Source organism: Microbacterium allomyrinae, from assembly GCF_020682705.1.
Lineage (GTDB): Bacteria > Actinomycetota > Actinomycetes > Actinomycetales > Microbacteriaceae > Microbacterium > Microbacterium allomyrinae.
In genome coordinates, this window is the sequence record NZ_JAGTTN010000001.1 from 1,314,834 (window position 1) to 1,336,788 (window position 21,955).

Here is a 21,955-nt window from a genome sequence, read left to right on the forward strand (position 1 = left end):
GCATCGGTGGCCGCGGCTCGGTGACCGCACTTCATACCGAGCCCACAGGTCAGCGGGCCTCGTTGCGCCGGGCGTAGGCCGATGCCCTGCGGCTGGACAGTGCGAGAAGCAGCAGGATGTCGAGGCTGAGCGACAGGAACGTGCCGTAGATCTCGATCTCCTGTCCCTGCGCCCACCACGCCACGAACACGGTGCTGATCGAGATCACCGACACGACCATGACGAGGATCCGCGCCCAGTTGAGCCCCCGGAAGACGAAGATCGCGAGCGCCAGGTCGACCAGCAGCACCGCCGCGCCCACGGCGAGGACGAACCACAGCGCGAGCTGGCGCCCCTCGGGTGAGGGATCGAAGCCGTCCAGCACGGAGTCGGGATCGTCGAGCATCGCGTCCCATCCTGCGGCGATGCCGACCAGCACGATCACGCCGGCGAGCACCCGCAGCAGCACGAGGGCGAAGCCGGCCGTGGTGGCCATCGGACGGCGCATGTCGGGGTCGTAGCCGGTGGGTCGCAGCAGCCGTGCGGCGGGCTCGTACGCCGGCCGTTTGCGCGGCGCGACCTCCTCCGCGGGCGCGGGCGCGGACGAGGTCGCGGGTGCGGACGAGGTCGCGGGTGCGGACGAGGTCGCGGGTGCGGGTGCGGGTGCGGGTGCGGACGCCGAGCCGGACGCCGATCCGCCGTCCGCCTCCGGCCCGTCCAGCGGTGCTCGGCCGGTCATGCGTCCACCCCCTCGAGCGCGCGCACGTCGACGATCGGCAGGTCGCCGTCGGTGCGGATCGTGTCGCCTCCCCCGTTTCGCGCGTGGTAGCCGGTGGCGAAGTCGGCGATGACGTCCACGACGACCCGGGGTGCGGCATCCGTCACCGTCTTGACGATGTGATCACGCTCGACGTCCGTGTCGGCGTCGATGCGGTGGGTCACCTGGAGAGTGAACAGCGAGAGCCCGACGCTCGTGTCGAACGTGCCGGCCGCGAGCCAGTCGACGCGGCGGCCGCCGGGCAGCAGCCAGTCGTCGGGGCACTTCCAGAAGCGCACGTGGTGCCGCTGCGCCGGGTTGCCGTCGACCTCCTGCTGGTAGGCGAAATCCTGCTGGCGGCCGAACAGGAACAGCGGGCTGACCGGCGCCTGGTGGTAGCTCTGCCGGCTCAGGGTCGAGGTCACGATGCGCCATGACGACGTGAAGGTCACGGGGTCGGCGCGTGTCCAGCCGGCGGCGCGCATCGCCGCCTCGATCTGCGGTCCCGCGCCGAGGAACGCCAGGTTCACCGGGTCGCCGAGCAGCCCGTCGCTCGTGCGCGCCCGCCCGATGAAGTAGTCGGGGACGTAGACCGTCGTGAGGATCCGGTGCACACGCGGCAGCACCAGATAGGCCAGCAGCAGCCAGAATCCGACGAAGAACGGGATGCCCCACCACCCCACCTTGAACGTCTCGGTGAAGCTCAGGTACGCGAGCCAGATCGCGGCGAGGCCCGCGAAGACGAAGAAGAACCAGTCGATCGCGATTCCGATCGAGTAGGCACGACGCGGCTTCACCCCCACAGCGGCTCCGGAAAGCGGAAGGCGAGGGCGGATGCCGCGGCATCCGGTGACAGGTCGGCCAGGGTGGCGGGCTGCCAGCGGGGCGAGCGGTCCTTGTCGATGACCTGCGCACGGATGCCCTCGGCGAGGTCGGGCTGGGTCGTCGCGAACCACATCACGAGGCCGTACTCCTGCTCGAGCGCGTCGCGCAGGCCCGGCAGCTCGCGCGAGCGGCGCACCGACGCGAGGGTGACGGCGAGACCCGTCGGCGAGAGTTGTTCGAGCAGGTCCGCCGTTCCGGAGGCGTCGGCCTCGGGCCGTGCCCGCAGGCGCGCGACGATCTCGGGAACGGTGTCGGCGGCGAAGGCCTCGTCGATCCACACGCGGGCGTCCTCGAGCTTCGAGCGCTCGGGGGTCTCGTCGAACAGGAGCACGAGCTCGGTCGGACTCGACGGATCCGCCCGGGTCTCGAGGGCGTCGCGCAGACCGTCGAGGTTGGCGGAGGGCACGAAGTGGTCGGCGAACCCGGCGTAGATCGCGTCCGAGCCATCCATCACCGCCCCCGTCAGACCGAGGTACTCCCCCAGACGACCCGGCGCGCGGCCGAGCAGCCACGTACCGCCCACGTCGGGGGTGAACCCGATGCGAGTCTCGGGCATGGCCAACTGCGACCGCTCGGTGACGACGCGGATCGCGGCATGACCGGCGATCCCGATCCCCCCGCCCATCGTGATGCCGTCCGCGAGGGCGACGATGGGCTTGGGGTACTCCGCGATGCGGGCGTTGAGCGCATATTCGTCGCGGAAGAAGACGGATGACTCGTCGGCCCGGCCGCCGATCACGCGCTCCGCGAGCCCGCGCACGTCGCCGCCCGCGCACAGTCCTCGCTCACCGGCACCGTCGATGACCACAAGATCGACCTCGGTGTCGTGCTCCCACGCGTCGAGCGCCTGGTGCAGCAGGTGGATCATGCCGATGTCGAGCGCGTTGATCGCCCGGGGACGATTGAGCGTCAGCCGCCCGAGGCCCCCGCTCGCACGGACGAGAACGGTGGGCTCGTCGGCGCGGGACTCGCTGGCACGGGGCTCGGGGGCGTCGGTCACGAGCGCAACGTTACCGGCCGCGTTCGCCGCGTGGCACGCTCGCGTGCCGGGTCGCAGGCGTGACGCCGAGAAGTCTCCCCCGCGGGACAGGGGCGAAACCACCCGACTTCTCCCACGGTGGAGCAGGAATCCGCAAAGATAGGCAAAGTCCGCAATGCCGCGGGCGTGCACTCACGTCGATGAGAGGGTTCGGGATGCCCGACGGCCAGTCGCTGGAGTTCTCTGGAGTCACCAAACGCTTCGGCGCCGTCACGGCCGTCTCGGAGTTCACCGCGCGTGTCGAGCCCGGTCGCGTGACCGGGTTCCTCGGTCCCAACGGGGCCGGCAAGACCACGACGCTGCGGATCCTGCTCGGACTCGTCCGTGCGACCGGCGGTGCCGCCACGATCGGCGGGGTGCCGTACGCCCGCCTCGATCGCCCGCTGCAGACCGTCGGTGCGGTGCTGGAGGCATCCAGCTTCCACCCCGGTCGCACGGCCGCAGCCCACCTCACCGTCTATGCGCAGGCCGCCGGAATCGCGAAGGCGCGCGTCGAAGAGGTGCTGGGCCTGGTCGGATTGGCGGATGCCGCGGGTCGCAAGGTCGGCGGTTTCTCGCTCGGCATGCGCCAGCGCCTGGGTCTCGCCTACGCGCTGCTCGGCGACCCGGGCGTGCTGGTGCTCGACGAGCCCGCCAACGGACTCGACCCCGAGGGCATCCGCTGGATGCGCGGGTTCCTCCGCCAGCTCGCGGGCGAGGGGCGCACCGTCCTGGTGTCGTCGCACGTGCTCTCGGAGGTGCAGCAGACCGTCGACGCGCTGCTGATCATCTCGCGCGGGCGCCTCGTCTTCCAGGGTCCGCTCGACGACCTGTCCGACCCGTCCGGGCACGCGACGGTCGTGGACTCCCCCGACCGCGCGGCGCTGTCAGCGGCGCTGCAGGCGGCGGGGGTGCGGTTCGAGATCCTGCGCTCGGGCCTCACCGTGCGCGGGGTCGACCCGGTGGCCGTCGGCGCCACGGCAGCGGCGGCCGGCGTCGCCCTGTCGACGCTGCACCAGCGCGGTCCCGCGCTCGAAGAGGTCTTCCTCGACCTCGTCAACGGCACGCGGGTGCACGCCAGCGCGGCGGGGACGGATGCCGCAGCTGCGGCGAGCGCAGCGGGTGCAGGTGCCGCGAGGGCTGGGGTTGTGGAGGCCCGAGGTGCGGAGGCCGGAGCTGCGCTGGACGAAGACGCTGCGGGAGGTGCAGCCGCTGGCGGTGCCGCGGCAGCGGGTGCAGTAGCCCTGGGCTCCTCGGATGCGACGGATGGTCCGTACGAAGCAGACGCGCCGACGATGCCCGCCGGAGATGCTGCCGTCGACGCGGCGGCCGCGGAGGCGGCGGAATCCGCCCTCTCGGCAGACCAGCTCGATGCGGCCGCCACGAGCCTGCCCGGCGCGGCGGCGGCCGCGGGCACCGCGGCGGCCGCGGCGTGGGCGATCGACGGGTCCGGACGTGCAGAAGCGGCCGAGCCGACGGAGTCCGCCCCCATGGACGCGGCGCCGGAGACCGGTGCACCCGAGTCGGCCGACCCGGGGGCCACCCACGCCCCGGCGGCGTTCGCGGTGGCCGGCACCGGCGTGATCGACATCGTCCCCTCCCCTGCCCCGCCAGCCGAGCGCTCAGAGACCGAGCCGCTGAACGAAGTGGTCGACGAAGCACTTCCCGAGGATGCCGACCCCGACGTCGAGGCGATCGGCGAGATCGACGAGGAGCTGTCGGACCTCGCCGAATCCGATGACGCCCGACCGTGGGAGACCTACCTGAAGACGGATGCCGATATCGACGCGGATGCCTTCTTCCACGCCTTCGACACGACCGGCGAGGGCGGTGCTGCGGGCGCGAAGACTGCTGTGGATCCCGACTCCGAAACCGACGCGGGCCCCGCAGACGCGTCCGATTCCGAGACCGACGCGGACCCAGCCGACACATCCGAATCCGTGCTCCGATCCGACCCCGCCTCCGGCTCCGCATCCGGCTCCGATCCCGAGCCCGACTCCCGACCTGAATCCGAACCCGAGTCGTGGGCGCCACCCGAACCCGAACCCGAGCCCGAGCCCGAGCCCGAGGCCGAGGCCGAGGCCGAGGCCGAGGCGTGGGTGCCACCCGAACCCGAACCCGAACCGGACTCCCGGGACGACGCACCCGGAGTTGAGCCTGACTCCGGGAACGAAGTATCCGGAACCGAACCACATCCTGGCGACGCGGCATCCGACTCCGGCGACGACGAGAACCACGACACTGACGACACCGGCATGGGCACGCTCTCGGATCTGTCGCCCGACTGGGTCGAGACCGACGTGCGCAACCCGCTCGACGACGAGCAGGACCACCAGGGAGGGGAGTCGCGATGAGCCTCACCGCCGCCACGCGCGCCGAGACGACGAAGCAGTTCACCACGTCGATGTGGTGGATCCTCGCGATCGTCCTGTTCGTCTACGTGGGCTTCACCGCCGCCACTCTCGGGTTCGTCTTCGCGGCATCCGCGTCCGGCACCCTGCCCGGCGACGCGCCTCAGATCCCCGAAGAGGGTCTCGCGAAAACGCTCTACAGCACCGCGACGGCGATCGCCTATGTCTTCCCCCTCCTCATCGGCACCCTGATGGTCACGGGCGAGTTCAGGCATCAGACACTCACGCCCACCTTCCTCGCGACTCCGCGTCGCGGGCGGGTGCTCTGGGCGAAGCTCGCGGTCGGGGTCGTGCTCGGCGTCCTCTTCGGAGTCATCGGAGTGTTCGCCTCGGTCGCGCCGTCGGCGCCGTTCCTCGCCGCGAACGGGCTCGAGACGGACCTGTCGTCGTCAGACACGTGGGCGATGTTCGCGCGGATGATCCTCGCGTACGTGCTGTGGGTGTTCATCGGGATCGGCGTCGGCGCGCTCGTGCGCAACCAGGTCGGCGCGATCGTCGGCGTGCTCGTGTTCACGCAGTTCGTCGAGCCCGTCGCGCGCGCCGCAGCCGCCTTCGTCGACGGGCTCACCGAGGTCTCGCGCTACTTTCCGGGAGCGGCGAGCGACGCCCTCGTCGGGGCGAGCCTGTTCACGGGAATGACACCGGCCGGAATGACCGCCGAGACCCCGCTCGAGTGGTGGGTCGGCGCGCTCGTGCTGCTCGGCTACGCGGTCGTCTTCCTCGTGCTCGGCCACCTGACCAGCTGGCGCCGCGACGTCAGCTGACCCGATGCCTCGAGTCAGACCGCGGGGGCGGGGGCGGGAGCCTTGCGCGTGCGGGGCTTCTTCGCCGGCTGGACCGGAATCGTTCCGGTCTCGGCCGCGATGTCGACGACGTCGGCGGGCTTCTCGTCTACCTCGACCCGCAGCGCCTGCACCAGGGAGAGACCGTGGCGGGTGGTGAGGATGATCCGCTCGAACTCGGGGTGGCCCTCGAGATCGATCACCACGCTCGGTCGATGGCGGCGGATGATCGCGAAGTCGTTGCCGCCGGCGGAGCGCCAGGTGCCCATCGCGATGACTCCGCGCAGGTGCGTGCCGGGGCTCGGGATGCCTCGCAGCCACGTCCACGCGTCATCGGTGAGCTGCACCTTCGTGATCGTCGAGCGTTCGATCTCGACATTCCCCTTGCGGAATGCCAGAGCGCGCTCAGACCCCGACAGCACGACTTCGAGCTGCGTCGAGTCGAGCAACAGCGTCACCATGCGTCTAGTCTGCCAGCGCCGACGAGCGGAACAGGGTTGATTTGCTCACAGGAGAGCAACGATCCGCTCCGCGTTCGACGCGGAGTACGACCCCCTGTCCTCGCACGCGGTGCGAGACTGGTTCGATGACCGTCGTGGCCAGCTCCATCGCCGAATCGCCGGCCCGGGCCGCTGCTGCGGCCGTGGACCGGGCGCTCGCGCGGGCGCACTCCGGCGAGCGCCTCGACGTCGCAGATGCCGAAGCACTCCTCTCCGCGACGGGCGAACGTCTGGAACGGCTGCTCCGGATCGCCGGAGCGATGAGGGATGCCGGGCTCGCGGCATCCGGTCGTCCTGGCGTTCTGACCTACTCCCGCAAGGTGTTCGTCCCGCTCACCACTCTCTGCCGCGACCGCTGCCACTACTGCGTCTTCGTCGACACCCCCGGTCAGCTGCTGAAGAAGCGCAAGCCCGCGTTCATGTCGCCCGAGCAGGTGCTCGCCGTCGTCCGGCAGGGGCAGGCGATGGACTGCAAAGAGGTGCTGCTGACCCTCGGCGATCGCCCCGAGGATCGCTGGCCCGAGGCCCGCGCGTGGCTCGATGAGCACGGCTTCGCCTCGACCCTGGATTACGTGGGCCACATCGCCCGCCTGGTCACCGCCGAAACGGGCCTGCTCGCGCACCTGAACCCGGGCGTGATGAGCGCGGACGAGCTGCGGACGCTGCGGCCCACCGCCCCTTCGATGGGCATGATGCTCGAGACGACCTCGCGCCGGTTGTTCGATGAGCCGGGGCAGGTGCACTTCGGCTCGCCCGACAAGGACCCCGATGTCCGGCTCGCCGTCATCGACGACGCGGGGCGAGCGCGCGTGCCCTTCACGACCGGCATCCTCGTCGGGATCGGCGAGACCCTGCGCGACCGTGCCGAGTCGCTCGTGGCGATCCGGGACGCGCACGAGCGGCATATGATCGACGGCCCCGGCGGAGCGCAGGGACACGTTCAGGAAGTCATCGTGCAGAACTTCCGGGCGAAGCCGCGCACCGCGATGCAGGGCGCGCCCGATGCCGAGCTTCTCGAGTACGTCGCCGCGGTCGCCGTCGCCCGGCTCGTGATGGGCCCGCGCATGCGGATCCAGGTGCCGCCGAACCTGTCGGACCCGGCAGAGTTCGATCTGCTGGTGCGCGCCGGCGCCGACGACTGGGGCGGGGTCTCACCGCTCACCGCCGATCACGTCAACCCCGAGCGCCCGTGGCCGCACCTCGACGACCTGGCCGGAATGACATCCGAGCTCGGCTTCGAACTGCGGGAGCGCCTGACGGCCCAGCCCGAGTTCGTGCTCGATGCCGAGACCTGGATCGATGCCGGCCTTCGCCCGGCGGTGGCGGCGCTCGCGGATGCCGCGACGGGGTTGGCCGCGTCGGTCCCCGCCACGGTGAAGGCGGCGGGCCCGAGCGCGCGTTCGGGGCACGATGACGCGGATACGGCGCACCTGGGCCCCGCGCTCTCACGCGACGGCGTCGAGGATTCAGGAGACGCGCCGGCCGATGCCTCTGCGGATGCGCGCCAACGACCGAATCTCCTGAATTCTCGACGTGGGCACGGGGTGAAGGAGCTCGCCGAAGCCGCGGCATCCGACCCGCTCGCTCTCGACGACACGGAATGGGCGACGCTTCTCGAAGCCACCGGGGGCGACCTCGACGCCCTCGCCGCCACCGCCGATGACGTCAGGCGGTACACCGTGGGCGAGGCCGTGAGCCTCGTCGTCAATCGCAACCTGACGTCCTCCGGACTCCGCCCCGAACCGACCGCCGACCCCGCGACGTTCACGCTCGACGACGTCGCGGCGATCACCGCCGACGCCTGGGATCTCGGCGCGACCGAACTGTGCGTGCAGGGCCTCCTCCCGCCCGACGCCGACCCGGTCGGCTACCTCGACATCGCCCGCGCCGTCAAGGCGGCGGCCCCGCGCATCCACCTGCACGCCTACCGGCCGCAGGATGTGCGCGACCTCGCCGAGCGCGGCGGTCTCGGCCTCGCCGGCGCGCTCGCTGCGCTGCGCGACGCCGGTGTCGACACCGTCCCGGGGACGGGCGTGAAGGTGCTGAGCGAGCGCGTGCGCGCGCTGATCGCTCCCGGCGACCTCGAGATCGATCGCTGGATCGAGGGCGTCGCCGCCGCGCATCGCGCCGGCTTCTCGTCCACGTCCGTCCTGTTCTACGGTCACGTCGAGACCGCCGCCGAGCGCGTCGCCCACCTGCGCCGGCTGCGCAGGATGCAGGGCGCTTCGACGAGCCCCGCGGGCGGGCACGGCTCCGCGACGGGCACGGGCGGGCACGGCTCCGCGACGGGCACGGGCGGGCACGGCTCCGCGACGGGCACGGGCGGGTTCACCGAGTTCGTGCCGATCCCCCTCCCGGGGCCCGCGGGCGGCGTTCCGCTGGTGGTGGGCCGGGCGGCGATCGACGAGCACCGCGCCATGGTCGCCGTCTCCCGTCTGCTGCTGTCGGGCAGCATCCCCCACATTCAGATCCCGTGGACGCGCGTCGGGCGCGAGGCATCCGCCGTGCTTCTGCAGTCCGGTGGAGACGACCTCGGCGGCACGCTGCTCGATGGGCGGGTGAAGCCCGCGGCAGGCATCGAACAGGGTCTCGAACTGCCCGTGGCGGATGCCGCAGCCCTGGTCGCGCGCCTGTTCCGGCCGTTCCGCCAGCGCACCACCGACTACCGCGAGCCGCCCGCGGACCGCAAGGCGCTGCAGCGATGACCCGCGTCGAGGTCGCGATCGTCGGGGCCGGATTCGCCGGCATCGGCACGGCCATCGCGCTCCGCCGTGCGGGCCGGGAGGATTTCGTCCTTCTCGAGCGTGCGGCATCCGTCGGCGGCACCTGGCGCGACAACACCTATCCCGGCGTCGCGTGCGATGTCCCCTCGCATCTGTACGGCTTCGCGTCGCACCCGAACCCGGCCTGGTCGGGCACATTCGCGCGCGGCAATGAGATCCACGACTACCTCGAGCGCGTCGTCGACGCGGAGGGGCTGCGGGACCGGCTGCGGCTGGGAACGGCGATGCAGTGGGCGGATTGGGATGCCGAGCACGAGGTGTGGCGCATCGGCACCTCGACCGGGATCGTCGTGGCCGACGCGCTGGTGCTGGCGTGCGGGCGGCTGACCGAACCGTCCATCCCCGAGATCACCGGGCTCGAGACCTTCCCCGGGCCGCTGTTCCACTCCGCGCGCTGGGACCATGCGGCCGATCTCGCCGGCCTCCGCGTCGGTGTCGTCGGTACGGGGGCGAGCGCCGTCCAGATCGTTCCCGAGCTGGCGCGCACCGCGGGTCAGGTGACGCTCTTCCAGCGCAGCCCGGCGTGGATCGTGCCGCGCGGCGGAGGCACTTACTCGGATGCCGACCGCGCCCGGTTCGCGTCGCATCCCCACGAGCTCGTCGCCGTGCGCGCCGACCTGTACGCCGAGGGCGAGGCGCGCTTCGCGTCTCGATCAGGCGACGCGTCGGCCGCCGCAGAGGCTCAGGCCGCAGCGCTCGCGCATCTCGAGGCACAGGTCGCCGACCCGGGCCTGCGCGCCGCGCTCACCCCGGACTACGCCTTCGGGTGCAAGCGCGTCCTGCTCTCGGACGAGTTCTATCCGGCGGTCGCCTCCGGCGCCGTGGCCCTCGTCCCGGCCGCCCTCTCGGCGGTGCAGGGCACTGCGCTCCTCGCGACCGACGGCACCCGTCACGAGGTCGATGCGCTCGTGCTCGCGACCGGTTTCGCGTCGACGCGCCAGCCGTACGCCGACCTCGTGGTCGGTGAGCACGGCGAGACGCTGGCCGCGCACTGGTCGGGCGGCATGACATCGTTCGGCTCGACCGTCGTCGCGGGTTTCCCGAACCTGTTCGTACTCAACGGACCGAACGCCTCGCTCGGCCACTCCTCGTCGGTGCTCATGATCGAGGAGCAGGCGTCCTACGCGGCGCGCGTGCTCTCTCGCCGCGAGTTCGCGGGCGGCGTGCTGCGCGTCGACCCCGCGGCCGAGGCCGCGTACACCGATGAGATCGCGAGCGCGGCTCGCACCACCCCCTGGATGACCGGCGGATGCCGCAACTGGTACGTCGACGAGCGCTCGGGCCGGCTCACCCTGCTGTGGCCGGGCACCGTCGACGCGTTCCGCGCACGGCTCGGCCGCGCCGACGGCTCGGAATTCCTGACCGAGCCGCAACCGGTACCCCCGCACGGCTTCGACCCCGCGCCACGCCTTTCCGCCGGCGGCGCAACGACGAGAGGACTCGCATGATCCCCCTGCGATTCGGATACAAGGCATCGGCCGAGCAGTTCGGCCCGTCCGAGCTGCTCGACTACGCGGTCCTCGCCGAAGAGGTCGGGTTCGACTCGGTCTTCATCTCCGACCACCTGCAGCCCTGGCTGCACGAAGGAGGACACGCCCCGGCATCCATTCCCTGGCTCGGCGCGCTCGGCGCGAAGACGTCGCGGGTGCTGATCGGAACGTCGGTGCTGACGCCGACGTTCCGCTACAACCCGACGGTCGTCGCGCAGGACTTCGCGACGCTCGGGGTGATGTACCCGGGACGCGTGATCCTCGGGGTGGGCACCGGCGAGGCACTCAACGAAGCGAATCTGGGAATCGCGTGGCCCGATCCGCCGGAGCGCTTCCAGCGCATGAAAGAGGCGATCGGACTCATCCGCCGGCTGTGGTCCGAGGACCGTGTCACGTTCGACGGCACGTACTACACGGCCCGCAACATCACGATCTACGACAAGCTGCCCGAGCCCGTGCCGATCTACATCGGCGCCGCAGGACCTGCCGCGACTCGTCTCGCCGGCCGCATCGCCGACGGCTTCATCACCACGAGCGGCAAGAAGCGCGAGCTCTACACCGAGACGCTGCTGCCCGCGCTCGACGACGGCCTCGCGAAGGCCGGCCGCTCGCGCGACGACATCGACACGCTCATGGAGATCAAGGTCTCACTCGACGCGTCGCTCGACGCCGCCCGCGAGAAGACCCGCTTCTGGGCTCCGCTCGCCCTCACCCCCGAGGAGAAGATGGGCATCGACGACCCCATCGAGATGCAGCGCCTCGGCGAGGAACTGCCGATCGAGCGCGCCGCATCACGCTTCATCGTGTCGGACGACCCCGACGAGCACGTCGAGCGCATCGGCTGGTACATCGAACTCGGCTTCCGCCACCTCGTCTTCCACGACCCGGGCCACGACCAGGGCTCCTTCCTGCGGATGTACGGCGAAGAGATCCTCCCGCGGCTGCGGGCGAAGTTCGGCGCGTGACCCCGCTGTTCCGGCGGCCCGGGAAGCAGAACTCCACTGATCCGGGGCCGCCGAGGTCCGCGCAGGGATTCGAGGCCGATGCGAGCCGCAAATCCGTGGAGTTCGGGAACACGCGCTGGATCGTCGTCGTGCCGGTGAAGGCCCCGGCACGCGGAAAGTCCCGCCTCGACGCGCAAGGCGTCGACCGCGCCGCCCTCGCTCACGCGATCGCGCTCGACACGATCACCGCCGCCACCGGGTGCGAGCTGGTCGCGCAGGTCGTCATCGTGAGCGATGACGCGGCGCTGGCCCGAGAGTCCGCCATGATCCCCGCACTGCGGTTCGTCCCCGAGGGCGAGAGCCGGGGACTCGACGCCGCGGTGGCGACGGGAATGACCGCGGTGGATCCGAACGGCCGGATGCCGCGCGCCGCACTCCTCGGCGACCTCCCGGCCCTGCGGTCAGAGGATCTCGCCGCAGGGCTTCGGGCGGCGGCATCCGTCGATCGTGCCGTCGTCGCCGACGCGGAGGGCACCGGCTCGACGCTCGTGACCGCGCGCGCCGGAGTGGCGTGGACGTCGTCGTTCGGCGACGGGTCGTTCGCGAGGCACCTCGCGCTGGGGTGCGCGGCGCTGGAGATTCCGGATGCCTCGACCCTCCGCCGCGACGTCGACACGGCGACCCAGCTCGAGGCCGCACGTGCGCTCGGTCTCGGTGCGCGGACCGCCGCTGTGCTGGACGCGACCCGCCGCTGACCGCGTGGTGCCCGGGTACCAACCGCACACGCCGGCCCCGCATCCCCGCGGCGCAGTTCGCCCGAACTGCCGCGTCAGCGCCCAGATGCGACCACTCGCGGCAACCGCACGGCCTGCGTCCGGTCCCGTCCGGCGCAGTTCGCCCGAACTGCCGCGTCAGCGCCCGGACGCGACCACTCGCGGCAACCGCACACACCGGCCCCGCATCCCCGCGGCGCAGTTCGCCCGAACTGCCGCGTCAGCGCCCGGACGCGACCACTCGCGGCAACCGCACACACCGGCCCCGCGTCCCCGCGGCGCAGTTCGCCCAAATTGCCGCGTCAGCGCCCGGACGCGACCACTCGCGGCAACCGCACACACCGACCCCGCATCCCCGCGGCGCAGTTCGCCCGAACTGCCGCGTCAGCGCCCGGACGCGACCACTCGCGGCAACCGCACGGCCCGCGTCCGGTCCCGTCCGGCGCAGTTCGCCCGAACTGCCGCGTCAGCGCCCGGACGCGACCACTCGCGGCAACCGCACACACCGACCCCGCATCCCCGCGGCGCAGTTCGCCCGAACTGCCGCGTCAGCGCCCAGATGCGACCACTCGCGGCAACCGCACGGCCGGCGTCCGGTCCCGTGCGGACGAACCTGGCGCGCACGAGCCGCACGTTCGCGGCCGGCGCTAGCCTGGCGGGATGAGCGACTACGAAGTGCTGGAGATGGGCGGGCTCGACGAATGGCGGTCGCATTATGGCGGCTTCCGCCCGGAGAGTTCGCGCGATGGACGGCGGGTGGTCGACCACGACATGACCATGCAGTTCATCGGGATGACGGCGAACGCGCTGGAACCCGGCGAAGAGGCAGGCTACTGGCACGCGCACGCGCACGTCGAGGAGGTCTACGTGTTCCTCGGCGGCCGCGGCCAGATGGGCCTCGACGACGATGTGGTCGAGGTCGGTCCGGGCAGTGTCGTCCGGGTCGGGCAGGGCGTGTGGCGTACCTGGCGCGCCACACCCGACAGCCCCGAGCAGCTGCGGTGGCTCTGCATCCGCGCCGGGGGCTCCGAGCTGCCGCATTACCCCGACGACAGTCAGCGAGCCACCGACCGCCCGTCGCCCTGGGCGTGACGGCTCACGCCGGGCAGACACGAGCGTGACGGCGGAGGCGATCGAACCGGTCGATCCGCAGACCAAGACGCTCGCGGCATATGAACGGGGCGCGGCGCGGTACGCCGCGCACACATCGGGTGTCCGCTCTCCGCTCGTCGACGATCTGCTCGCGCACGTCGCACCGGGCGCGGTGGTGCTCGAGCTCGGGAGCGGACCCGGGCGAGATGCCGCGGCACTGGAAGCCGCCGGCCTCGTCGTACACCGGACGGACGGCGCCGAGCCGTTCGTCGCGACGTTGCGTGCGCAGGGGCATGACGCTCGCGTGCTCGACGTGCGCGCCGAGGATTTCGGCGGACCCTACGACGCGGTGTTCGCGAACGCAGTGCTGCTCCATGTGCCGCGGGAGCACCTCGTCGCCGTGCTCGCGACAGCTCTGCGAGCCACTAAAGCCGGTGGCGCCTTGGCCGCGAGTTTCAAGAAGGGCTCGGGTGAGGGATGGTCCAACGCCAAGCTCGAAGACGCGCGCCATTTCACGTACTGGACCGAGGGCGAACTCGCCGCTGCGGCTGATCGCAGCCGGGTGGATTCCGCTGCGCGTCTTCGACTCCACCGGACCGACGTCGCTCGAGCCCTGGATCACCGCGATCGCGCGGGCGGAGGCATCCGTCACGGCCTGACAGAGCGGATGCCGCGTGTCCCGCCACGTCACGACTCAGCGTCGATTGCGTGGCCGAGCGGGCGAGAGTCCTATCGTGACGACATGACGACCCCGGGCCGCGGCCCCTCCTCCACCGCCCGCACGGCAGTGTGGCTGGGCGTGGCGGGCGTGGCGGCCGCGATCGTCTTCTTCCCGTTGTTCACGGCCGGGATGTGCGCCGACTCCAGCGTTCCCGGCGAGTCGTACTGCACGTCGTGGCAGCAGTCGCTCGTCGGGCTCGAGACCACGACCTGGCTCTGGCTCGGGGCTACGGCGGTACTGTGCGGGCTGGCCTGGCTGCTGACCCGGCCCAGACGACGCCGGGCCGAGGGCGAGTGACGGACCCCGTCACACCACGAGCAGATACACCGCGCCGACGACGGTGAAGCCGATCACGAGCTTCTCGAACACGGACTGCGGGATCCGTCCGGCGATCCAGCGTCCGAGGAACGCTGCGGCGACGACGAACGGCACCAGGACCAGGTCGATGAGCAGGCCCGGAACCGTGATGATGCCGATGCTTATCGACAGCGGCACCTTGGCGATGTTGACGATCGCGAAGAACCATGCGGCGGTGCCGAGGAAGGCCTTCACCTCGAATCGGGCGGCGAGGAAGTACATCGACATCACGGGCCCGGCCGCGTTGGCGACCATCGTCGTGAAGCCGCCCAGTGTGCCGTAGGTCGCCGCGGCGACCCGGTGCGACCCGCTCGACGCGGCACCGGCCTGCATGCGGCGGCGCAGCAGGGTGATCGCGATCACCGCGAGCAGGATCACGCCGATCGTGCGCTTCACCCACACGTCGTCGGCGAACGCGAGGAACACCGCACCGACCGCGAGACCGACCACGACTGCGGGCGCGAGACGCACGAGCGTCTTCCAATCCGCGTGCCGCCGGTACATCGTGACGGCGAAGATGTCGGCGACGATCAGCAGGAGCAGCAGCACGCCCGTCGACTGCTTCGCCGGCAGCACCGCGGCGAAGATCGCCACCGCAATGGTGCCCGCACCCGGCACGGCCGTCTTCGAAAGGCCGACGATCACTGCGGCGAGGCCGAGCAGTGCCCACGCGAACCAGGTCAGCTCGGGCACGTCAGACGCCGGCGGCGGCGAGCGCCGATTCGGCGAGTGCGGCGGAGCGATCGACATCGGTCATCCACAGCGGCGTGACGATCGACCGGATGCCGAACCCGTCGACACCGGCGGCCAGAGCCGCGTCCTCCTCGGCGATGAGCCAGGCGTCGAGCAGCCCGCCGTGGGCACGCGCCCCGTAGTGCGCGGCGACGGCGTCTGCGGTCGTCTCGACGCCGATCGCGGCGAGGCAGACGTCGGCCATGCCTCGCACGACCCGTCCGCCGATGATCGGCGAGACGCCGACGATCGGGGCCGCGGTGGCGCGCAGCACGTTGCGGATGCCCGCAACCGCGAGGATCGGGCCGATCGAGACGACGGGGTTCGACGGTGCGACGAGCACCACGTCGGCGGCGGCGATCGCATCCGCCACACCCGGTGCGGGCGAAGCGGAATCGATTCCCGGGTTGTCGAAGCGCGACGGGGTGAGCGTGGCGCGGTGACGCGTCCACCATTCCTGGAAATGCAGGCGCGAGCCGTCCTCGAGGACGACGATCGTGTCGACCTCGGCGTCGGTCATCGGAAGCAGGCGTGCTCCCAGCGGCCAGCGGCGCGACATCCGCTCCAGCACCTCGGTCGGCGTAAGGCCGTCCCTCAACCAGCCGGTGCGGGCGAGGTGCGTGCCGAGGTCGAGGTCGCCGAGCGTGAACCAGGGCCAGCCGGCATCCCACTCCTGCAGCTCCGCGTTGACGCGTTCGGTGTCTCCCTGACGTCCCCAGCCTCGCTCGGTGTCGTTGACACCGGCCAGCGCATACATGATCGAGTCGACATCGGGCTGCAGTCGCACGCCCGACAGCCACAGGTCGTCCCCGGTGTTGACCACGACCGTGAGGGCTTCGGCGGTGTCGGCGATGCCGCGACGACGCAGTGCCTCGCGGACTCCGAGCACGAAGCGCGAGCCCCCGACGCCGCCGGCGAGCACGACGATGCGAGGCGTGACGGGCATCGTCGGTTCAGGCGCGAAGGTCGAGACCGGGCAGCGGCAGGGCCCCCGTCTTGGGAGCGAATTCGTCGGCAGCGTGGGGCAGCGAGAACTTCGCGACCGCGTCGATGAGCGCGTCGACCGTCTGCACCTCGGCGACGATGTCGACGTCGAGTCCGGCGCGCTTGGCATCCTTCGCCGTGCGCGGCCCGATCGCTGCGATGAGGGTCGTGTCGGGAACCTCGGGGAACTGGGCGTGCACCTGCTCGGCGACCGAGCCGCTCGTCACGAGGATGGCGTTGATGCGGCCCGACCGCACGTCCTCGGCGATGCGATCGGTCACCGGAACGCCGACCGTGCGATAGGCGACGACGCTCCGCACGCGGTGACCCGCCTCCGACAGCATTCGCGTGAGCACCGGCTTCGCGATCTCGCTGCGAAGAGTCAGGATGTCGCGGGAGTGCGGCTCGAGAGCGATGAGCTGCTCGGCCATCCCGGCCGCGGAGTTGTCGCGTTCCGGAACCAGGTCCACGCCGTATCCGACGGCCAGCAGGGCGGCGGCGGTGGTCTCGCCGACGGCGGCGATCTTCGTGGTCGGCGGCACGACCGCGCGGTAGGCGTAGAGCACATCCACTGTCGTCGCGCTGGTCACGGTGAGCCAGTCGAACGCTCCGGCGGCGAGGTCGGCGAGGGCCTGGTCGAGCGAGTCCTGGTCGTTCGTCGGTGCGAAGTTGATGAGCGGCGCGATCACGGGAACCGCTCCCTGATGGCGCAGCGAGGCGGCGACTCCATCTCCCCAGGGGCCACCTCGGGGCACGAGGACGCGCCAGCCGGCGAGGGGCTTTGCGGACGAGTGCTGTGAGGCTTGATTCATGGGGGGTCGACTCTCATGGTGCTCGGTCGGCCGCCCTGAACGTTCGAGCAGCCGATGCGCGGTTGAATCGGGTTCGCGCGATCGGCAGCATACGCACCATTGCACTGCCTTGCACCCTGAGCATACCCCCCTGTGAGAAAGGTATGTCCGGTCGGTTCAGTCAGCGGGTATAGAGACGCACCAGTCCCCACACCGCGGCTCCGACTGCGGCGGCGCCGACGACGACGGCCACGGCGGTGAGTGCGGGGTTGGACCGCTGGAACTTGCGGACCTGGGCGACGGTGTCATCGACCTTCCGCGAAACCCGGCGGGGAACGTTCGCCTTGACCTCGATGGCGGCGAGTGCGGCCTTCAGCTCGGCCCTGGCCTGCTCGACCGGATCGGTGATGCCGAGGGGAACAGCGGTCCTGGGCAGAACCACGGCGGTCTGGGGCAGTGGCACGGGCGCGTCAGAGCTCATCGCGCACCTCCTTCACGTCCTGGGCGATCGATTGCACGGGGTTCTGGCGTTCGCCGATCTTGCGGAAGCGCAGGATGCCGAGGAGGGCCAGCACGGCCGTCACGATCAGCATCGCGAAGAAGACGACCAGCGCCGACAGCCACACCGGCCACCACGACGAGAGACCGGCGATCACGAACGTGCCGAAGACGGGCACCGCCCAGAACAGCACGAAGAGGGCGGCGAACATCCACAGCGCGCCCCAGCCGCCGTCCTTAGCGGTGCGCGCGACCCACGCCTTCGCACCCTCAATCTCGGCGATCACCAGGTTGCGGATCAGCTCCGGGATTTCGCCGATCAGCGTGAGCAGGCTGTCGTCCGCGCGGTCGCGGAAGCCACGCGGGCTCGTCACGTCAGGCTCCGCCCTGACCGCTCGTCGCGTCGTCGATGACGTCGTCCACGACATCCTTCACCGCGCGGGCCGACGTGTCGGCCGCTTTGGCGATGTCGTCCGCGGATTCCTTGCCGACCTGCACCGCGGCATCCAGCTTCTGCCCGGCCGAGCCCTTCGACGAAGCGGCCTGCGCCACCTTCACCGCGGAGTCCCACAGCGTCGACGGCAGGGCCATCGCCTGGGACTTGGCGAAGTCCTTCACCTTGCCGACCTGCTCCTGCACGGGGCCGAGGTTCCAGACCTTCAGCCACTGGCCCTTGATCTGCTCGTAGCGCTCGCGGCCTGCCCGGCTGCCCAGCACGTACCCGATGGCGAGTCCGACGACGAGTCCTGCTTTGCCCCTCATGGGGTCTCCTCACGCTCGGTGGTGCACCTGACGACCCTCCCAGGGTAGCCCTGTATTCCGATTCCGGCATCCGCCTTGACACGGGCTGCGCGAACACTCCTCAGGCGTTGTCGCCGCTGCGCCAGATCAGGCTTCTGCGCAGACGATCCGCCTCGGTCTGGGCATCCCCGACGACCTGCGCGAGGCCGCTTCCCGAAACCCACGCCCCCACCGCGGCGATGCCGGGCGCCGCGGCGATGGCGGCGCGTGCGGCCGCAGCACGTTCCCGCTGCCCGACCGCCGAGACCGGTGGAACGAGCGTGAAGGAGTCCCGGTGAGCGCCGACGAGATGATGGTCGTCGAGCGCCACCCCCAGGAGAGCGGATGCCTCGGCCAGCGCCATCCCTGCGGCATCGGCGTCGCCGAGTCCCGCGGTGGCGGGCGGGTCGGCCGGGCCCCCGAAGGCGACGCGCACCACGTGGCGCCCGGGGCCGATCGCGCGCGCGAGCCAGTCCCAGCGCGCGGTCTCGTGGACGAGCCCGACGGCACGGTGGGCGCCCGGGATCGCGTGGACGTGCGCTCCGCGCGGAGCGGTGTCGAGGGCGGGAGCCTCGATGAGCAGTGTGACGACCTCGCGCGCGATGCCCGCCGGCGTGACGTCCGCGAACGCCGGGGAGCCCGCGGCGGACGCCAGCAGCACACGGGCCGTGGCTTCGTCCGTCGCGACGATGACCGCATCGGCGGTGTACTGCGAGGCCGTCTCGGGTGTGAGATCCGGCGCATCGTCGCCCGCACCCGATCCGGGTGCCGCGATGTCCGCGTCGAGGTCGATCGTCCATCCCGCGTTCGCTCGCGCGAGGGCCAGGACGCGGGCGCCGGTGCGGATGGTGGCGCCCCGACCGGCGAGCTTGTCGCGAAGGGCGGCGACGAGCTGCGGCATCCCTCCCTCGATCGTCTCGATCGCCGGACCGGACGCGGCGTCGAGACGGATCTCCGAGACGGCGGCGCCGAGCGACCCGGTACGGGTGAGCGCCGGGCTGAGAGCGGGGATCGCGACCTCGACGTCGACGTCGTCGGGGAGCAGCCCGAAGCGGTCGATGCTGAGAGGTGCGACGAGCCGGTGGAGCACGGCGTCGCCCATGCGGCTTCGGACGAGGCGGCCGAGACTGCGCTGCGTGCCGATCGTCAGAGGCGGACGCAGTCGGTCGACATAGGCGCGCCAGGTGCCGCTCCAGCCGATCACCCGGCGGACGCTCTCGTCCCACGCGTTCGCCGGGATTCCGAGCACGTTCTCGACCGGGAGCGGCGCCGCCGCACCCCGCGGAAGTCCCGCGAGCCACTCGCGATCGTCGCGGGGAGTGACGACGACCGCATCCGGTGCGACCTCGGCGACGAGCCGCCGCACCGCGCCGCCGCGGGTCGACCAGCAGGTCGCGCCGGTCTCGAGGCGAACTCCGGCGACCTCCGCCGAGCCGATCACACCACCGAGCCGATCGGATGCCTCGACGACCGTCACCGACATGCCGACCTTGGCGCACTCCCACGCCGCCGTGAGACCGGCGATGCCTCCGCCGATGACCACGACCCGGGTGTCTCGGGCGTGCGCGACGAGCTCTTCGAGCGGTTCGGAGGCTGGGCCCACACGCCCGGAGACTCCGGGCACCCCGTCTGAGTGCCCGTGGCCAGAGGCTCCGCTCGACACGCCGGCAGCGAGTGGAGAGGCCGCCGGGGCGGCGTCTGGAGAGGGCGTCGGGACGGTCACGGCATCCATCCTTCCATCCCGGGGGTTTCCGTCAGCCGTCGGTGTGGCGCTGTTCCCGCGCCTCGGCGCGCGTGCGCGGGGGGTGCGGCGCGTCTTCGGACGGCCCTTCTGCGTCATCGGATGCATCGGCCGGCCCGGATGCTTCATCGGCCGGCCCGGGACCCGCCGGAGCGTGGCCGCCGACCGAGGTGACGCGTCCGTCGTGCAGCTCGATCACCCGATCGGCGCGCTGCACGAGCAGCGGGTCGTGCGTCGAGACCACCGCCGCCAGCCCCTGCGAGTGCACCAGGTCGCCGATGAGGTCCATGACCGTGGCGGCGGTGCGGGAGTCGAGCTGTCCGGTCGGCTCGTCGGCGATGAGCACGTGCGGCCGCACGGCGATCGCCCGTGCGATGCCGACACGCTGTTGCTGGCCTCCCGACAGCTCGCCCGGTCGCTGGGCGGCGTGATCGGCGAGCCCGACGAGGCGCAGTGCCTCGGCGACGCGGCGGTCGCGCTCGGCCGGCGCCGTCTTCGCGATGCGCAGCGGCAGTTCGACGTTCTCGGCGGCGGACATGATCGGGATCAGCCCGAAGGATTGGAACACGAAGCCGAGGCGCTCCCGCCGTACCCGGGCGAGTTCGTCCTCGTCGAGCGCCGTGGCCTCGACGTCGCCGATCCACACGCGCCCCGAGGTGGGCTGGTCGAGTCCGCCCAGCAGGTTGAGCAGCGTCGTCTTGCCCGCACCCGACGAGCCGCGCACCACGACCAGCTCGCCCTCGGCCACCTCGATGTCGATGTCGACGCACGCGTGCACGTCGCCGGCAGCGGAGCGGAATGTGCGGGTCAGCTTCTCGCCGCGCAGTGCCAGGGTCATGACGGCTCCTCCTCGGTCGTCGGCGACGTCGTCGTCTCGGTCCCCTCCGCCGTGTCCCGGAAATCCTCGCTGGAAGCGGTTCCCCCCGGATGATTCTGGGGCACGGATGCCTCGACCCTCGCGGATTCGTGGTCGCTCGAGCGGTCCGAGGTGGTTGTCGGACGCTGACCGGGCCAGACGCCGACGTGGTCGGGCTCGAGGGCGAGGCGCACGCGCTCACGCAGATCGAGCGCGGACACGAAGTCGTCGGGAAGCTGGAGGCGCCCGACGCGGTCGAGCACGGCGTACTCCTCGGCGACGTGCTGTTCGGCGCCGTGCTCGTCGACGCGCGTCGAGCGGAGCACCTCGGTCGAGGTGCGGCCGTCGCGGATCTGCACGGTGCGCGCGACGTGCTCCGAGACCGCAGGGTCGTGCGTCACGATGAGCGTGGTGACGCCGAGCTCGCGGTTGACCGCTCGCATGGCCTCGAGCACGTGCGCGCTCGTGGTGTCGTCGAGCTCGCCGGTCGGCTCATCGGCCAGGAGCACCCGCGGGCTGTTCGCGATGCCGACGGCGATCGCGACGCGCTGCTGCTCGCCGCCCGACATCTCGGCGGGCCTGCGCTCGGCGCAGTGCGTCACCTCCAGCAGGTCGAGCATCTCTGCGACGCGCGCGCGGCGCGCGGCGGCACCTCGCGCCGCACCGGTGATCGCCAGCGTTGCGGCGACGTTCTCGCTCGCCGAGAGGTACGGCAGAAGGTTGCGCGAGGTCTGCTGCCACACGAACCCGACGCTGCGGCGGCGGAACGCGACGCGCTCCTTCTCCTTCATCGTGAGCAGATCGTGGCCGGCGACCCACGCCACGCCCGCCGTGGGCTGGTCCAGGCTCGACAGGATCGATAGGAGCGTGGACTTCCCCGACCCGGATGCTCCCACCACGGCGACCAGCTCGCCCGCCTCCACACGCAGATTCAGCCCCTGGAGCGCCTGTACCTCGACGCCCTGCCCGCCGGCCGAGAGCACCTTGAAGATCCGCACCAGATCGACGCAGAGGATGTCGGCATCCGGCGCATCCGTTCGCACCGGCGCCTCTCCCGGCTGCTGAGCGTGTCGAACCATGG

The 21,955-nt window shown here is 71.5% G+C and carries 21 protein-coding genes; 8 read left to right on the top strand and 13 right to left on the bottom strand.

From position 1 onward, the window contains the following. Positions 1-49 precede the first annotated feature (49 nt). From KEC57_RS06020 to KEC57_RS06030, 3 genes are read right to left on the bottom strand one after another with little or no spacing between them, the layout of a single operon-like run. The gene (locus KEC57_RS06020) at positions 50-718 is read right to left on the bottom strand and encodes a hypothetical protein (RefSeq protein ID WP_229383608.1); all 669 of its coding nucleotides are present in this window, start codon (positions 716-718) and stop codon (positions 50-52) included. Continuing rightward, positions 715-1,533 (bottom strand): LssY C-terminal domain-containing protein, encoded by an 819-nt coding sequence (locus tag KEC57_RS06025; RefSeq protein WP_308187576.1) that lies wholly within the window; start codon positions 1,531-1,533, stop codon positions 715-717. The genes KEC57_RS06020 and KEC57_RS06025 overlap by 4 nt, the downstream gene beginning before the upstream one ends. Further along, on the bottom strand, positions 1,530-2,621 hold the full coding sequence (locus KEC57_RS06030; protein WP_229383609.1) for an enoyl-CoA hydratase/isomerase family protein: 1,092 nt from the start codon (positions 2,619-2,621) through the stop codon (positions 1,530-1,532). The genes KEC57_RS06025 and KEC57_RS06030 overlap by 4 nt, the downstream gene beginning before the upstream one ends. 194 nt (positions 2,622-2,815) lie before the next feature. Here KEC57_RS06030 and KEC57_RS18895 point away from each other — a divergent pair, with 194 nt between their 5' ends. Together KEC57_RS18895 and KEC57_RS06045 are read left to right on the top strand one after the other, a co-directional pair. Beyond that, a complete protein-coding gene (locus KEC57_RS18895) occupies positions 2,816-4,993 on the top strand; it encodes an ATP-binding cassette domain-containing protein (protein ID WP_267492048.1) in 2,178 nt (725 codons plus the stop codon). Next, positions 4,990-5,814, top strand: a complete 825-nt coding sequence (locus KEC57_RS06045) for an ABC-2 transporter permease (protein WP_229383610.1) — start codon at positions 4,990-4,992, stop codon at positions 5,812-5,814. The genes KEC57_RS18895 and KEC57_RS06045 overlap by 4 nt, the downstream gene beginning before the upstream one ends. A 14-nt stretch (positions 5,815-5,828) precedes the next feature. Here the strand turns inward: KEC57_RS06045 and KEC57_RS06050 are convergent, their stop codons facing one another. Beyond that, positions 5,829-6,293: a hypothetical protein gene (locus KEC57_RS06050; protein WP_229383611.1), complete on the bottom strand. Its 465-nt coding sequence runs from the start codon at positions 6,291-6,293 to the stop codon at positions 5,829-5,831. A gap of 125 nt (positions 6,294-6,418) precedes the next feature. On the opposite strand from KEC57_RS06050, the gene cofG reads away from it, so the two are divergent. From cofG to KEC57_RS06080, 6 genes are all read left to right on the top strand, one after another. Beyond that, a complete protein-coding gene (gene cofG, locus KEC57_RS06055) occupies positions 6,419-9,037 on the top strand; it encodes a 7,8-didemethyl-8-hydroxy-5-deazariboflavin synthase CofG (RefSeq protein ID WP_229383612.1) in 2,619 nt (872 codons plus the stop codon). Beyond that, positions 9,034-10,563: a flavin-containing monooxygenase gene (locus tag KEC57_RS06060; RefSeq protein WP_229383613.1), complete on the top strand. Its 1,530-nt coding sequence runs from the start codon at positions 9,034-9,036 to the stop codon at positions 10,561-10,563. The genes cofG and KEC57_RS06060 overlap by 4 nt, the downstream gene beginning before the upstream one ends. Next, positions 10,560-11,570: a glucose-6-phosphate dehydrogenase (coenzyme-F420) gene (gene fgd, locus KEC57_RS06065; protein WP_229383614.1), complete on the top strand. Its 1,011-nt coding sequence runs from the start codon at positions 10,560-10,562 to the stop codon at positions 11,568-11,570. Before KEC57_RS06060 ends, fgd begins: the two co-directional genes overlap by 4 nt. Then, the gene (gene cofC / locus KEC57_RS06070; RefSeq protein ID WP_229383615.1) at positions 11,567-12,304 is read left to right on the top strand and encodes a 2-phospho-L-lactate guanylyltransferase; all 738 of its coding nucleotides are present in this window, start codon (positions 11,567-11,569) and stop codon (positions 12,302-12,304) included. Before fgd ends, cofC begins: the two co-directional genes overlap by 4 nt. 678 nt (positions 12,305-12,982) lie before the next feature. Beyond that, on the top strand, positions 12,983-13,414 hold the full coding sequence (locus KEC57_RS06075) for a cupin domain-containing protein (RefSeq protein ID WP_229383616.1): 432 nt from the start codon (positions 12,983-12,985) through the stop codon (positions 13,412-13,414). A gap of 25 nt (positions 13,415-13,439) precedes the next feature. Further along, positions 13,440-14,432, top strand: coding sequence for a class I SAM-dependent methyltransferase (locus KEC57_RS06080; RefSeq protein ID WP_229383617.1), 993 nt, complete (start codon positions 13,440-13,442; stop codon positions 14,430-14,432). A gap of 9 nt (positions 14,433-14,441) precedes the next feature. Here the strand turns inward: KEC57_RS06080 and KEC57_RS06085 are convergent, their stop codons facing one another. From KEC57_RS06085 to KEC57_RS06125, 9 genes are all read right to left on the bottom strand, one after another. After that, positions 14,442-15,185: a sulfite exporter TauE/SafE family protein gene (locus tag KEC57_RS06085; protein WP_229383618.1), complete on the bottom strand. Its 744-nt coding sequence runs from the start codon at positions 15,183-15,185 to the stop codon at positions 14,442-14,444. 1 nt (position 15,186) lies between these two features. Then, positions 15,187-16,170, bottom strand: coding sequence for a 2-phospho-L-lactate transferase (gene cofD, locus KEC57_RS06090; protein ID WP_229383619.1), 984 nt, complete (start codon positions 16,168-16,170; stop codon positions 15,187-15,189). A 7-nt stretch (positions 16,171-16,177) separates the two neighbouring features. Then, positions 16,178-17,020 carry a uroporphyrinogen-III synthase gene (locus KEC57_RS06095; RefSeq protein WP_229383620.1) on the bottom strand — a complete coding sequence of 281 codons (843 nt, stop codon included), beginning with the start codon at positions 17,018-17,020 and terminating at the stop codon, positions 16,178-16,180. Positions 17,021-17,180: 160 nt separating this feature from the next. After that, positions 17,181-17,480, bottom strand: a complete 300-nt coding sequence (locus tag KEC57_RS06100; protein ID WP_229383621.1) for a DUF3618 domain-containing protein — start codon at positions 17,478-17,480, stop codon at positions 17,181-17,183. Beyond that, the gene (locus KEC57_RS06105; RefSeq protein WP_229383622.1) at positions 17,470-17,871 is read right to left on the bottom strand and encodes a phage holin family protein; all 402 of its coding nucleotides are present in this window, start codon (positions 17,869-17,871) and stop codon (positions 17,470-17,472) included. The genes KEC57_RS06100 and KEC57_RS06105 overlap by 11 nt, the downstream gene beginning before the upstream one ends. Before the next feature lies 1 nt (position 17,872). Then, positions 17,873-18,259: a hypothetical protein gene (locus KEC57_RS06110; RefSeq protein WP_229383623.1), complete on the bottom strand. Its 387-nt coding sequence runs from the start codon at positions 18,257-18,259 to the stop codon at positions 17,873-17,875. Positions 18,260-18,359: 100 nt separating this feature from the next. Further along, positions 18,360-20,147, bottom strand: a complete 1,788-nt coding sequence (locus KEC57_RS06115; RefSeq protein WP_372456948.1) for a protoporphyrinogen/coproporphyrinogen oxidase — start codon at positions 20,145-20,147, stop codon at positions 18,360-18,362. Continuing rightward, positions 20,032-20,856 (bottom strand): ABC transporter ATP-binding protein, encoded by an 825-nt coding sequence (locus KEC57_RS06120; protein WP_229383625.1) that lies wholly within the window; start codon positions 20,854-20,856, stop codon positions 20,032-20,034. Before KEC57_RS06120 ends, KEC57_RS06115 begins: the two co-directional genes overlap by 116 nt. Further along, entirely contained in the window at positions 20,853-21,953 is a 1,101-nt protein-coding gene (locus KEC57_RS06125; protein WP_229383626.1) for an ABC transporter ATP-binding protein, read from the bottom strand. Before KEC57_RS06125 ends, KEC57_RS06120 begins: the two co-directional genes overlap by 4 nt. Positions 21,954-21,955 lie beyond the last annotated feature (2 nt).

Coding starts and splice junctions, on each gene's coding strand:
- KEC57_RS06020 (WP_229383608.1), bottom strand. CDS start 718: ATGACCGGCCGAGCACCGCTGGACGGGCCGGAGGCGGACGGCGGATCG.
- KEC57_RS18895 (WP_267492048.1), top strand. CDS start 2,816: ATGCCCGACGGCCAGTCGCTGGAGTTCTCTGGAGTCACCAAACGCTTC.
- KEC57_RS06045 (WP_229383610.1), top strand. CDS start 4,990: ATGAGCCTCACCGCCGCCACGCGCGCCGAGACGACGAAGCAGTTCACC.
- KEC57_RS06050 (WP_229383611.1), bottom strand. CDS start 6,293: ATGGTGACGCTGTTGCTCGACTCGACGCAGCTCGAAGTCGTGCTGTCG.
- cofG (WP_229383612.1), top strand. CDS start 6,419: ATGACCGTCGTGGCCAGCTCCATCGCCGAATCGCCGGCCCGGGCCGCT.
- KEC57_RS06060 (WP_229383613.1), top strand. CDS start 9,034: ATGACCCGCGTCGAGGTCGCGATCGTCGGGGCCGGATTCGCCGGCATC.
- fgd (WP_229383614.1), top strand. CDS start 10,560: ATGATCCCCCTGCGATTCGGATACAAGGCATCGGCCGAGCAGTTCGGC.
- KEC57_RS06075 (WP_229383616.1), top strand. CDS start 12,983: ATGAGCGACTACGAAGTGCTGGAGATGGGCGGGCTCGACGAATGGCGG.
- cofD (WP_229383619.1), bottom strand. CDS start 16,170: ATGCCCGTCACGCCTCGCATCGTCGTGCTCGCCGGCGGCGTCGGGGGC.
- KEC57_RS06095 (WP_229383620.1), bottom strand. CDS start 17,020: ATGAATCAAGCCTCACAGCACTCGTCCGCAAAGCCCCTCGCCGGCTGG.
- KEC57_RS06100 (WP_229383621.1), bottom strand. CDS start 17,480: ATGAGCTCTGACGCGCCCGTGCCACTGCCCCAGACCGCCGTGGTTCTG.
- KEC57_RS06110 (WP_229383623.1), bottom strand. CDS start 18,259: ATGAGGGGCAAAGCAGGACTCGTCGTCGGACTCGCCATCGGGTACGTG.
- KEC57_RS06115 (WP_372456948.1), bottom strand. CDS start 20,147: ATGAAGCATCCGGGCCGGCCGATGCATCCGATGACGCAGAAGGGCCGT.
- KEC57_RS06120 (WP_229383625.1), bottom strand. CDS start 20,856: ATGACCCTGGCACTGCGCGGCGAGAAGCTGACCCGCACATTCCGCTCC.
- KEC57_RS06125 (WP_229383626.1), bottom strand. CDS start 21,953: ATGGTTCGACACGCTCAGCAGCCGGGAGAGGCGCCGGTGCGAACGGAT.